Source organism: Bacillus sp. FJAT-27445, assembly GCF_001510665.1.
In the GTDB taxonomy this organism is placed as follows: Bacteria; Bacillota; Bacilli; order Bacillales; family Cytobacillaceae; genus Bacillus_D.
In genome coordinates, this window is sequence record NZ_LMTI01000003.1 from 581,387 (window position 1) to 594,619 (window position 13,233).

A 13,233-nucleotide genomic window follows, 5' to 3' on the forward strand; every position below is an offset into this window, starting at 1 on the left:
CTTTAAAAAAAACGAAAAGGAAGAGGTGTGTAAAGATGTTAGGTTTTTTGGTACGGATAGGAAGGGCGCTCATGCTCCCGATTGCCGTATTGCCAGCAGCCGCCCTGTTGCTTCGCTTGGGGCAGCCGGACTTATTGGATATTGAATTTATTTCTTCTGCTGGTAACGCAATTTTTGCAAACCTGGCACTTCTGTTTGCAATCGGGGTCGCTGTCGGGATAGCCAAGGATGGCAACGGAGCCGCCGGACTTGCCGGAGCGATTGGCTATTTCATTTTAACGGAGGGCACAAAAGCCATCAACGAAGAAATCAACATGGCGGTTCTCGGAGGAATCCTCGCCGGGGTTATTGCCGGGCTATTGTACAATAAATATCATGATATTAAACTTCCGGATTGGCTTGGCTTCTTTGGCGGGCGGCGCTTTGTCCCGATTATCACTGCTTTGACAATGCTAATCCTGGCCGCGGTGTTTGGATACGTATGGCCGCCAGTCCAGCATGTAATCAACTCTATTGGAAACTGGATTGTTGGAGCCGGGGCGCTGGGAGTCGGGGTATTCGGCTTCCTGAACCGTTTGCTCATCCCGCTCGGCCTGCACCATGTCCTCAACACACTCGTCTGGTTTGAATTCGGTGAATTTACGAATGCTGCCGGCGAGGTTGTAAAGGGTGACTTGACCCGTTTCTTCGCAAAAGATCCGGATGCCGGAATCTTTATGACTGGCTTCTTCCCAGTCATGATGTTCGGCCTCCCAGCCGCAGCCGCAGCGATGGTTGCCGCGGCCAAAAAAGAAAGGCGCAAAGCAGTTGCCGGGGTTATGATCGGGCTTGCGTTTACCTCGTTCCTGACAGGTATTACTGAACCAATCGAATTCCTGTTCATGTTCCTGTCTCCGGTCCTTTATGTCGTCCATGCTCTTTTGACAGGAATTGCACTGGCAGTTACCTATTTCATGGGCATCAGGCACGGTTTCGGATTCTCGGCAGGCGCCATTGACTACTTCCTGAATTACGGGATCGCCACAAAGCCGTTCCTGCTCGCGCTGGTCGGCCTTGTGTATGCAGCCATTTACTTCGTCGTATTCTATTTCCTTATCAAGAAGCTCGACCTTAAGACTCCGGGCCGTGAAGATGATGTCGAAGGTGAGTTTGACGAAGATTCCGCGATTAAGGGCGACTACCATTCAGCTGCCGTCCAGTATGTTGATGCCCTAGGCGGAAAGGATAACCTCCTCAGCATCGATAACTGCGTCACCCGCCTTCGCCTACGAGTAAAGGACGCTGACAACGTGAATGAAAACCGCCTCAAGCAGCTCGGTTCCAAAGGGGTCATCAAGCTCAGCAAACAGGATATCCAGGTAGTTGTCGGCACAGACGTCGAGTTTCTCGCAAATGAAATCAAAAAGCTATAAATAACTTTGATACGCTTGGCGGCCCCCGTGCCGCCAGGTATTTTTTTCGTTCTCTTTGGTAAAATTAACCTCGTTGGTGTTTTAAGGAAGGATTTGGGTTTTTAGAGGATTATGAAGACAGTTTTGATGGGGATTTTTGTATGAAAGTGTCTTCATCGGGTTTATGAAGACAGTTTTAATGGGGATTATTACTTGAAAGTGTCTTCATCGAGTTTATGAAGACAGTTTTGATTGGGTTGTTTGCTTGAAAGTGTCTTCATCTCTGCCGCATTTTATTTACACACAAAAAAGCCTTAAACATTACCATTTCCCTAAGGAGGTAGCTGCGTTGAAACGTATACTTGACTGTACCGCGTCCGATTTTGCGAAGATGAACGGGCAGGAAATTAAAAAGTCCATTCTCGCCTCGGAAGGCAGGACCATTTTAGCTGAGGTCATCGGGTCGTTTACCCCGCTTTACCCTGCTGTTACGAACGCTGAAATGGTGGCAGCGTTTGGTGCCGACCTAATTTTGCTTAACTTCTTTGATGTTTTCAAGCCGGAAATACAGGGGATGTCGGCAACAGAGCCAGAGGAGATTGTACATAAGCTAAAACAGCTTGTTGGCAGGCCGATTGGTTTGAATCTTGAACCGGTTGATCTGTCTGCTGAAAAGCTTGAAGCACTCACCGAGCTCCCGGAAGGCCGGATTGCAACCGAGAGATCTCTCCGGCGTGCGAGGGAGCTGGGCTTTGACTTTGTATGCCTGACGGGTAACCCGAAGACAGGTGTCTCAAATGCGGAGATAACGAAGGCGATTGCGGTGGCGCGTGATGTTTTTGGCCCGGAAGGCTTGATCATCGCTGGGAAAATGCATGGGGCCGGGGTGGCCGGTGAAACAGGCAGCAGCCTGATGGGGGAAGATGTCCTTCACGGGTTTATCGAAGCCGGCGCGGATATTATCCTCATTCCATCACCGGGAACCGTTCCCGGCTTTACGATAGCAAAAACAGCCAGGCTAGTAGACATCGTTCATGAGAAGGGCGCACTTGCCATCCTCACGACCGGGACAAGCCAGGAAGGATCGGATGAAGCGACAATTCGGCAAATTGCCCTGAATAGCAAGATGGCCGGCGCCGACCTTTACCATATTGGTGATGCGGGAGCCAATGGAATCGCCCTGCCGGAAAACATCATGGCCTATTCCATAGTCATCCGAGGCAAGCGGCATACGTATGTCCGAATGGCGGCATCGGTAATGAGGTAGGTTTTTAGGGAAAATAGAAGGCCGGTTTTAACATGTCAAGCAAGTCAGGTTAAAACCACCAATCCCGCTATTGTGAAAAACGGGATTATATGTTAAATTAGAAGTACTGTGAATGAACGTCTAACAGGAGGTGGCCTTCATGCATCCATTGCTCGTAACATTATTGGTAATCGTATCAATCGGACTTATCGTCGTTGTATTATTACAATCTGGCCGTAGCGCGGGTCTTTCCGGCGCAATTTCCGGCGGGGCGGAGCAGCTTTTTGGTAAGCAGAAAGCACGCGGCATCGACTTGATCCTTCACCGGATCACGGTGGTACTGTCTGTGCTGTTCTTCATCTTAACCGTTGCCGTAACGTATTTCAAACTTTAATCAACGAAGAAATTGAGCCCGGCCTCGTGCCGGGCTTTATTTTTTGCAAAGAGTTCAGTCAGGGTAATTTTTTATAACTGCCATCCTGTGAAAAAGGAGAATTGGCTATTTTTCACGAATTGGTGAAGAGGTTTGTGAAAAAGGAGCGATGGCATGCTGAAATGGGCGGGGGCCGCAGGAATTTGTGTAAACGATGAAGGCAGAGTTTTGATGGTTTTGCAGGGAAAGCCTGAAGAAGTAAAGAAATGGTCGGTGCCATCCGGCGGCCTTGAAGAGGGAGAAAGCTTCCGAGAATGCTGCAGGCGCGAGTTTATGGAAGAGACCGGTTTTATTATAGAGGTCTTTGACGAGGTGAGGGTGAAAACAGGTACATACGAAGGTTTTAAGGTGGAAGTCCATTACTATATCGTGAAAATTGTAGGTGGAAGCCGGAAAATCCAGGATCCGGATAACTTGATATATGATATAGCATGGAAATCCAAAGAGGAAATAGCAATATTGGACCTTTCTTTCCCTGAAGACAGGGATTTTTTGCTTAGTTTCCTTGAAAAACGGCAATTATTTACCTTAAAGGGAAAACAATTGCTAAACGCAAAAATATTCGCCCCATTTCTTTTGTGATTCTCCCTTATCTAGATTTTCAGAAAACAAATCTTGGAAGTGTTAAGCCTTATTTCTGGAATGTGCGGCCGGCCTTTGCTAAAACTAAAGGAAGATAAGCAAAGAAGGAGTTAACAAAGATGAAAGTTCAACCACCTAAGCCGTTTACATTCGAAGCCGGACCGCGTGCGGTGCTTCTCCTGCACGGATTTACCGGGAACTCAGCGGATGTCCGCATGCTGGGCCGCTTCCTTGAGAAAAAAGGCTATACGAGCCACGCTCCTCACTATAAAGGCCATGGCGTACCACCTGAGGAACTGCTGAAAACGGGTCCCGATGATTGGTGGGAGGACGTTATGCAGGGCTATCAATTTTTAAAAGAAAAGGGATTTGACGAGATTGCGGTCGCAGGCCTGTCGCTTGGTGGAGTGTTCTCGCTCAAGCTGGGTTACACGGTTCCTGTAAAGGGTATTATTCCAATGTGTGCCCCGATGGACTTCCGAAGCGAGGAAACCATGTATGAAGGGGTTCTTCACTATGCCCGCGAATACAAGGAGCATGAAGGGAAAACCCTTGAAGCGATAAACGAGGAAATGGAAGAGTTCAAGAAAACCCCGATGACAACGCTAAAAGAGCTCCAGGAACTGATTGCTGATGTCCGGAGCCATGTCGACCTCATCTATGCTCCGTTGTTCGTCGTCCAGGCGCGCCATGACGGGATGATAAACCCAAACAGTGCAAATATTATCTATAGTGAAGCAGAGTCGATTGACAAGAAAATCAAGTGGTACGAGGAATCTGGGCACGTCATCACCCTCGATAAAGAGAAAGAACAGCTCCATGAGGATGTTTATGCGTTTCTAGAGAGCCTAGATTGGAAAGAATAATAAGAAACACCCTGTAAGGGAGGGATTTGCTTGGAAGAAAACATTCAAGCACATATAGACAAGCTTTTGCAATATATGAGGGATGAAGCCTACAAGCCGCTAACTATCCAGGAGCTTGAGGAAGCATTCGGGATTGAGGATTCGGCGGATTTCAAGGGATTTGTCAAGGCGCTCGTTCAGATGGAAGAAAAAGGGCTGGTCGTCAGGACCCGTTCGAACCGCTACGGCCTGCCGCAAAAAATGAATCTGATTCGCGGAAAGGTTGCCGGACACGCGAAGGGCTTCGCATTCGTTATGCCGGAAGAGCCGGGAATGGATGATATTTTCATACCTCCGAATGAGACAAACAATGCCATGCACGGAGATATTGTGCTGGTCCGTGTATCATCGGAAACATCGGGAGAGCGTCGGGAAGGGACGATTGTCCGCATTCTTGAGCGCGGCATCACCCAGATGGTCGGGACATATGTAGAAAGCAAGAGCTTCGGCTTCGTCATTCCTGATGAGAAAAAGTTCGCTGGTGATATTTTTATTCCAAAGGCCGCAAACGGAGGAGCCGTTGAAGGCCATAAGGTTGTTGTGAAAATTGTCAGCTATCCGGAAGGAAGGACGAGTGCGGAGGGCGAGGTTATTCAAATTCTCGGCCATAAAAATGACCCGGGCGTCGATATCCTGTCGGTCATCTACAAGCATGGCCTGCCGCTCGCATTTCCGGAAGAGGTTCTAGAGCAGGCGAACTCAGTACCGGATGAAATTGACGAACGGGACATGGAAGGGCGCCGCGACCTGAGAGATCAGGTTATCGTCACAATCGATGGTGAGGATGCAAAGGACCTTGACGATGCTGTTACCGTAACAAAGCTCGACAACGGCAACTATAAGCTCGGCGTCCATATTGCCGACGTCAGCTATTATGTGACGGAAGGTTCGCCAATTGATAGGGAAGCGGAAGAACGCGCGACCAGCGTGTATCTCGTTGACCGGGTCATCCCAATGATTCCGCACAGGTTATCGAATGGAATCTGTTCCTTGAATCCAAGAGTAAACCGCCTGACACTTTCGTGTGAGATGGAACTTGATTCGAGCGGGCATGTAGTTAATCACGAGATTTTCCAAAGTGTCATCAAGACAACTGAACGGATGACATACAGCAATGTAAACAAAATACTCGTTGATAAAGATGAGGAAACACGCAGCCGCTATGAAACGCTTGTCCCAATGTTCGAGCTAATGGAAGAGTTGGCTTCCGTATTACGTAAAAAAAGAATGGACCGCGGCGCAATCGATTTTGATTTTAAAGAATCAAAGGTCTTGGTGGAAGAGGACGGAAAGCCAATTGACGTCGTAATCCGCGAGCGCTCCGTTGCCGAGAAGCTCATTGAAGAGTTCATGCTTGCCGCCAACGAGACGGTCGCTGAACATTTTCACTGGATGGAAGTTCCGTTCATCTACCGGATTCACGAGGACCCGAAAGAGGAAAAGCTGCGCAGGTTTTTTGAATTCATTACAAACTTTGGCTACCTCGTTCGGGGGACGGCCAATCAGGTGCATCCGCGCGCCCTTCAGGAAATTATCGAAGAAGTTCAGGGCAAGCCGGAAGAAATGGTCGTTTCAACTGTGATGCTCCGTTCCATGCAGCAGGCGAAGTATTACCCTGACAGCCTTGGCCACTTCGGGCTCTCAACCGAATTCTATACACATTTCACCTCCCCGATCCGCCGTTATCCGGACTTGATCGTTCACAGGCTGATCAGGACATACTTGATAAATGGAAAACTGGATCAAGCAACCCGCGAAAAATGGGATGCAAGGCTCCCGGAGATTGCCGAGCACTCGTCCAAAATGGAGCGCCGCGCAGTTGACGCCGAGCGGGAGACGGACGAACTGAAAAAAGCGGAATTCATGGCCGACAAAATTGGTGAGGAATACGATGGCATTATTTCCTCGGTTACAAACTTCGGAATGTTTGTTGAACTTCCGAATACGATTGAAGGCCTCGTCCATGTCAGCTATATGACGGACGACTATTACCGCTATGACGAGCGCCATTTCGCAATGATTGGCGAACGTACCGGAAACGTGTTCCGTATCGGTGACGAGATTACTGTCCGCGTCATTAATGTAAACAAAGACGAGAGGTCGATTGATTTTGAAATCGTCGGCATGAAAGGAACAAGGCGCGAACGGAGCGGGGAAGGCCGCATTTTCAGGACGAACAGTACGGCAAAGAAGCCAACCAAAGGCAAGGAAGGTGGACGCGGTTCCACATCCAAAAGCATTGGCCGCACGGAGCCTGGTGCTACGGGGGATGGCGATAAGGCCAAGAAGAAAAAGAAACGGAAATTTTACGAAAACGTCCCTAAGAACAAGAGCGTAAAGCGGAAAAATAAACGGTAGATGTGGCTGGCGGTATTCGTTCCGAAAACCGGCCGGTGAATTGCCGCAGCAAAATGGAGGGCCTCGCGGAGGCTCTCTTTCAATCTCGGCCCATTCATTGTGGGAAACGAGAAATTTTGCTACAATTAAGGAATGTTAGGGGGAGTCAGCATGCCTAAAGGTTTTGGGAAAACAGTCGCGCAAAATAAAAAAGCGTACCATGACTATTTTATAGAAGAGACATATGAAGCCGGAATCGTGCTGCAAGGGACCGAGATTAAATCGATCCGTGCCGGCAAGGTCCAATTGAAGGATTCGTATGCTAGAATCCACAATGGCGAGATGTTCCTTTACAGTGTCCATATTTCCCCGTATGAACAAGGGAACCGCTACAACCATGATCCGCTCAGGACTAGGAAGCTTCTTTTGCATAAACGGGAAATCATGAAACTGCTCGGCGAAACGAAGGAAGCGGGATTTGCGCTTGTACCTTTGAAAATGTACCTGAAAAACGGATACGCCAAAGTGCTTATCGGCCTTGCGAAAGGGAAGAAGAAGTACGACAAGCGCGAGGACCTGAAGCAGAAGGAAGCAAAGCGTGATATCGAGCGCGCCTTCCGTGAACGCCAGAAAATGTAAGGGAAGGCTGGGAAACCAAGTCCTTCCTATTGAAAATCTGGCTGTTTGTGATATAATAAGAACTGTCGCAGGGTCACTGCGGCACATAATCTAAGCTCATACTCTGAGCTTTCCGACGTCCGGCAATATAACAATTGCCGCTCATACTACAATGGGGACGCTACGGATTCGACAGGGGTAGTTCGAGCTTAGGTTGCGAGTCGAGGGGATCGGCCTCGTTAAAACGTCAACGCCTATAACTGGCAAAACTAACAACAACCTAGCTTTCGCAGCTTAATAACTGCATAGCTGTTCGCCCCTCCATTGCCTATGTGGTAGGGTAGCGGACTCACTCTTAGTAGGCTACGCCGGATTCCACCGTCTGAGGATGAAGGAAGAGAACAACCAGGCTAGCTGACCAAACGCCTGTCGACAGGCAGATGGCTCAGCGAATCGCGAATATGTCGACTACACTCGTAGAAGCCTAAGTGCCGATATCTTTGGACGTGGGTTCGATTAGCAAATAGTCGCCTTGCATAGTAATATGCAAGTGAAAATCTGGCTTTATCGGTGAAACCTAAGTCGCACATGTGCGATAAGGCAATGCCGAGCGGTATGTGGAGCAATCCAACAGCCGTGTATCGACTTATAGGCTGCCCAAGCGGCAGTACTAGGATGCATAATCTGTCCGGGAACCGGGCAAAACTAAATTATGCATAATACGCCAGAGGGCCTTCACTGAAGGTTCAAGATATAGTCAGTGCCATTATCGAAAGAATGGAATAGCACGTCCCACCGTCTCCACCAATACATAATTGGTGGTTTTTTCTTTTTTATAATAACTTTTTCAGGAACAAAAGAGGGAGGAAACGTAGGTTACTCCATAAAATGTAGTTCTTTAAAATTCAGTGGAAAATTTCCGGTAATTTTAGGAAAAGTATGAATAAATGGTTCTTCACCATAAGTGTTGGTTTATGATTAAAAATGCCTAACTTATATGTTGATTGGAGTGGAGGGCACCGACTCCTCGAAAACGCTACGCGTTTCCTTCGTGCGTGGGATTATTCAGGGATGCAGCGGCAATGTGGAGGCGCGAGCGCCGAGGAGGCTCCAAACTGCTCCTGCGCCAAAGAATATTCGAAGATGCTATCTTCAGCTCGTCGCAAAGCCCTTGATGTTTTTCGAGAAGCTTATTCATGGAGTAAATTCCAAGCAGCGGCTTTGACGCCCCGCGGAAAGCGTGTGCCCGTAGCGCAAATCAACACATCCGTTAAAACCTGGTGAAGAACACGAAAAAATACTTATTTACCTAAATCGGCTTAAGCAATTTAATCTTTTATATGAGAAGCGGCAATAGCCGTTTCTCATTTCTTTTTTATAGGTAACCCATCTATGTTTCTTAAGAATTTCCTTTCCATATTTCCTCTATTCCTAATAGTCAGAATTCATGAATTATAGTAAAATACCTTTTTTTGTCGAATATTATCTGTTATAATCCATTTACTAATAATTATATAGTTTTCACTCATATAATCGCAGGGATATGGCCTGCAAGTTTCTACCGAGCCCCGTAAAGGTTTCGACTATGAGTGGCGATATTCTTGTGTTCAAATCTCTTATTTAATAGTTAAGAGACCAATTTTGATTTGGGAGCCCAAGAAATATTGTTCACTCATCTGTGTGTACAATATTTCTTGGGCTTTTTTTGATGAATTTTTTAAAAAAGCGATATACCGTTCTTTAGCATTTAAAAATACCTTTTTAAAAAATAGAAAGTGAGGCCAGATATGACACACAGAAGATTCCCTTATATCATCTTGGCTCCAGGTTTAATTCTTTTAATTCTGTTCTTGGTATTGCCTCTGATATCCATCATTTTTCCGACATTCTTTGATGGGGGATTTACCCTCGCGAATTATACTTCATTCTTCATGGATGATTACAATTTAGGTATTTTATGGCGGACGATTAAAATTTCACTGGTTGTGACGTTGATTTGCGTAGCTATGGGAGTTCCGACAGCCTACTATATTTCCCAAAGTCCGAAGAAGTGGCGTGGCCTGTTGATGTCTTTAACATTATTTCCGTTACTGACAAATTCAGTTGTACGAAGTTTTGCATGGATTACCATTTTAGGAAAAGATGGTGTAGCGAATAATATTTTAATGGACGCAGGCTTGATTTCCGAACCACTTACTTTACTGTATACGGAATTTTCGATAGTGATTGGGTCCGTGTATCTGTTCTTACCTTTAATGGTCATTACCTTAGTAGGGATTTTAGAAAATATTGAGACTGAAATTATGGAAGCGGCAGAAACATTAGGTGCCAATCGCTTTATCGCTTTTATTAAGGTCATATTGCCATTAAGTGTACCAGGGATTATTGTTGGCAGTATTTTGGTATTCACAGGAACGATGACAGCCTATACAACCCCACAATTATTGGGTGGAAACCGAAATATCATGCTAGCTACCTTCTTGTATCAGAGTGCAACTGCATTAGGCAACTGGCAAGGTGCAAGTGTCATTGCCTTGATTATGATTGTGGTCACTCTAATCGTAATGAAGTTATTTAACGTGGTGGCCAAACGCATGGATAAGAGAGGTGAGGTAAGTGCGTAAACAGATTGGCTTAAAAATCTTTGCGGGTTTGGTATTTGCGTTTCTATTTGTTCCCTTACTCATTATTGTCATAACCTCTTTTGGAGCGAATTCAACGATTCAATTCCCGATTGAAGGCTTTACTTTTGACTGGTACAGCAAGGTGTTTAGCAATGAATCCTTTATGGACAGCTTCTTTCTTAGTTTACAAATCGCTTTTTTTGGAACGGTTTTGGCACTATTAGTCGGGGTACCGGCTGCTTATTCGTTGGCGCGCCACAACGTATTTGGGCGTAGTTGGATTAAAAGCTTCTTTCTTTCACCGACAATTGTACCGGGTTTGGTCGTTGGATATTCATTGTATCAATTTATTGTAATACGTTTCCAATTTCCGGTTATTCAAGGCTTGCTGCTGGGCCACTTTTTGATTTGTTTGCCCTACATCATTCGAGTAGTAGGCTCGACCATCGAACAATTAGATACCTCGATTGAAGAAGTATCATGGACATTGGGCTGCACTAAATTACAAACATTTAGCAAAGTGGTTTTGCCGAATATTACCTCAGGTATTTTTGCTTCCTTTATGCTGGCATTCATTAATTCTTTTAACAATATTCCGGTATCACAGTTTTTATCAGGCCCCGGAGTGACCATGCTGCCAACAAGCCTAATGAATTACATTGAATATAACTATGATCCATCTGTATCAGCATTATCGGTAATTTTAATGCTGGGCACGGTCGTTCTGATGTTCATTATTGAAAAGACATTAGGGTTAGCAAGTATTTCATAGGAACAGCCAAGATAGACAGCAAAGGGGGAAAACCGATATGTCCTATGTTGAATTAAAAGATATTCGTGTAAGTTACGATAACCAAACCAACATATTAAAAGATTTGAATTTATCGATTGAAAAAGGTGAATTGGTTTCCTTATTAGGACCATCTGGTTGCGGGAAAACAACCACTTTACGTGTAATTGCAGGTTTAATTCAACCAAATGATGGTGAGTTTCTTGTTGACAATCAAAACTTAACAAAGGTACCCGTGCATAAGCGTGAATTTGGCATGGTATTCCAAAGCTATGCCTTGTTTCCCCATCTAACCATTAAGGAAAACGTTGAGTTCGGCTTGAAATTGCGCAAGGAAAAGAAGAATACGATTGATAAAAAAGTAAAAGATATATTAGCCATTACAGGCCTGGAAGAGCTGGGTGACCGCTATCCAAAACAACTTTCCGGCGGCCAAAGACAACGTGTGGCTTTAGCCCGGGCTCTCGTAATTGAACCAAAATTATTATTACTGGATGAACCATTAAGTAATTTAGATGCTAAATTACGTGTGGCAATGCGGATTGAAATCAAACGCATCCAAAGCCAATTAGGGATCACCTCTGTGTTTGTCACGCATGACCAAGAGGAATGTTTCTCTATTTCTGACAAAGTCGCTGTCATGAATAAAGGGGTTATAGAGCAGTTCGACACCCCTGAAGAGATTTATAAAAATCCAAAAACGGAGTTCGTCGCTCGCTTTATAGGTTTTGAGAATTTCTTTGACTTAACTAAAGAGCAAGAAGGTAAGTATAAAGCGGTGGATGGAACGGTTTTCTTAAGTACGCGCAAATGGGAAACAGGAAAACGCACTGGAACAATCCGTCCGGACGACATCGATATTGTAGCAAGTACCGAGTCGAATACAAATAATATCGTGTCCGGGACGATCAAAGTCCGTACTTTCTTAGGAAAGTCCTATCAATATGAGATTGAAACCTCTATCGGAACATTACTTGTAAACGAAGCGGACGATGTAATTTATCAAGTGGGAGAAACTGTTACATTATCGATTCCATCTCACAAACTAATCATCGTTTAAATGGTGAAAGTGAAAGGTTAAGAAGTGTTGGGCAATGACAATCGTGCACAAGGCTAATCGGAATTTTCGAAAGACAGGGTTACTAACCCGTAATAAGTAATTCAAGCACCTATAAAAGGAGAGAAAAAAATGAAGAAAAAATTAGGTTTAGTTGGTCTAACTTTCATAACTGCTGGCCTGTTGGCCGCATGTGGCGGCAATGCTGCAAATGAGGGAAAACAAAAATTGATCGTTTCAACTTTTGGTTTGGAAGAGGATAAAATGAAGGAAGATGTCTTCAAGCCTTTTGAAGAAAAATATAATGTAGACATTGTCTTAGAATTAGGTACAAGCTCAGAACGTATTACAAAACTAAAAAGTAACCCAAACTCAACGGTTGATGTCATTGAGCTATCTCAATCCAATGCGGCTGATGGAGCAGAGGCAGATTTATTTGAAAAGATTGATAGTTCAAAAGTACCGAACATGGAAAAACAAATCGAAAGCGCGAAGGAATTATCTGCAGATGGTTCTGGCCCTGCATACACGTTAAACAGTATTGGGATTATTTATAATAAAGAGGCAGCAGGCATTGAAATCAACGAATGGGAAGATCTTTGGAACCCATCTTTGAAAGGAAAAATCTCCATTCCTGACATTGCTTCCACATTTGGCCCTGCGATGCTCCATATAGCAAGTGATCACAAGAATGTCGATATTACTACCGATAATGGAGAAGCAGCTTTTAAAGGGATTACCGAATTAGCACCGAATGTTGTAAAAACGTATAGCAAATCATCTGATCTAGCAAACATGTTCCAGTCAGGTGAAATTGTAGCGGCTGTTGTTGGCGACTTTGCAGTTCCGATCATTTCCGAATCAAATCCAAAGGTCGAATATATCGTCCCACAATCCGGAACATACGCAAACTTTAACACAATCAACGTCAACAAAAACTCTAAAAATAAAGACTTGGCTTATAAATATATTGATTGGAGATTAAGCCAGGAAGTTCAGGAAAAAACGGCTGTGTCTATCAATGAGGCACCATCGAATAAAGAAGTTGTTTTAGACGGAGAAGCGGCAAAGAACAAAACATATGGCGAAGTCGCAGAACGCACTAAAAAGGTTGATTCAAAATTCGTAAATGAAAACCTTGAATCTTGGATTAATCAGTGGAATAGAATTTTGAACAAATAATAACAGTATGGAGGAGAAAGGCTTAGAATAATTCTTGGCCTTTTTTCTCTTTTACGATGTGCGTATGG

11 protein-coding genes, 1 other RNA gene and 1 riboswitch are annotated in these 13,233 nt (G+C 44.9%); all 12 genes read left to right on the plus strand.

The window, feature by feature from the left end:
* Positions 1–35 precede the first annotated feature (35 nt).
* The 12 genes from nagE (at position 36) to AR337_RS11270 (ending at position 13,165) form a co-directional block, all read left to right on the plus strand.
* Positions 36–1,412, plus strand: coding sequence for an N-acetylglucosamine-specific PTS transporter subunit IIBC (gene nagE, locus AR337_RS11210; RefSeq protein ID WP_059172084.1), 1,377 nt, complete (start codon positions 36–38; stop codon positions 1,410–1,412).
* Between the two features lie 328 nt (positions 1,413–1,740).
* Entirely contained in the window at positions 1,741–2,658 is a 918-nt protein-coding gene (locus tag AR337_RS11215; protein ID WP_059172085.1) for a hypothetical protein, read from the plus strand.
* Positions 2,659–2,797: 139 nt separating this feature from the next.
* Positions 2,798–3,031 (plus strand): preprotein translocase subunit SecG, encoded by a 234-nt coding sequence (gene secG, locus AR337_RS11220; protein WP_059172086.1) that lies wholly within the window; start codon positions 2,798–2,800, stop codon positions 3,029–3,031.
* Between the two features lie 153 nt (positions 3,032–3,184).
* Positions 3,185–3,652, plus strand: coding sequence for an NUDIX hydrolase (locus tag AR337_RS11225; protein ID WP_082686936.1), 468 nt, complete (start codon positions 3,185–3,187; stop codon positions 3,650–3,652).
* 119 nt (positions 3,653–3,771) lie between these two features.
* Positions 3,772–4,518, plus strand: a complete 747-nt coding sequence (locus tag AR337_RS11230) for a carboxylesterase (protein WP_059172087.1) — start codon at positions 3,772–3,774, stop codon at positions 4,516–4,518.
* A gap of 30 nt (positions 4,519–4,548) precedes the next feature.
* Entirely contained in the window at positions 4,549–6,915 is a 2,367-nt protein-coding gene (gene rnr, locus AR337_RS11235; protein WP_059172088.1) for a ribonuclease R, read from the plus strand.
* A gap of 150 nt (positions 6,916–7,065) precedes the next feature.
* Positions 7,066–7,533, plus strand: a complete 468-nt coding sequence (gene smpB, locus AR337_RS11240) for an SsrA-binding protein SmpB (protein WP_059172089.1) — start codon at positions 7,066–7,068, stop codon at positions 7,531–7,533.
* A gap of 161 nt (positions 7,534–7,694) precedes the next feature.
* Positions 7,695–8,031: a transfer-messenger RNA gene (gene ssrA, locus AR337_RS11245) on the plus strand.
* A 986-nt stretch (positions 8,032–9,017) separates the two neighbouring features.
* Positions 9,018–9,118: riboswitch (purine riboswitch) on the plus strand.
* 181 nt (positions 9,119–9,299) lie between these two features.
* Entirely contained in the window at positions 9,300–10,136 is an 837-nt protein-coding gene (locus AR337_RS11255; protein WP_059172091.1) for an ABC transporter permease, read from the plus strand.
* The gene (locus tag AR337_RS11260) at positions 10,129–10,908 is read left to right on the plus strand and encodes an ABC transporter permease (RefSeq protein WP_059172092.1); all 780 of its coding nucleotides are present in this window, start codon (positions 10,129–10,131) and stop codon (positions 10,906–10,908) included. The genes AR337_RS11255 and AR337_RS11260 overlap by 8 nt, the downstream gene beginning before the upstream one ends.
* A 37-nt stretch (positions 10,909–10,945) precedes the next feature.
* Entirely contained in the window at positions 10,946–11,986 is a 1,041-nt protein-coding gene (locus AR337_RS11265; RefSeq protein WP_059172093.1) for an ABC transporter ATP-binding protein, read from the plus strand.
* Positions 11,987–12,115: 129 nt separating this feature from the next.
* Complete coding sequence (locus tag AR337_RS11270) at positions 12,116–13,165, plus strand: ABC transporter substrate-binding protein (protein ID WP_059172094.1); 1,050 nt, start codon at positions 12,116–12,118, stop codon at positions 13,163–13,165.
* The last annotated feature ends 68 nt before the right edge of the window (positions 13,166–13,233 follow it).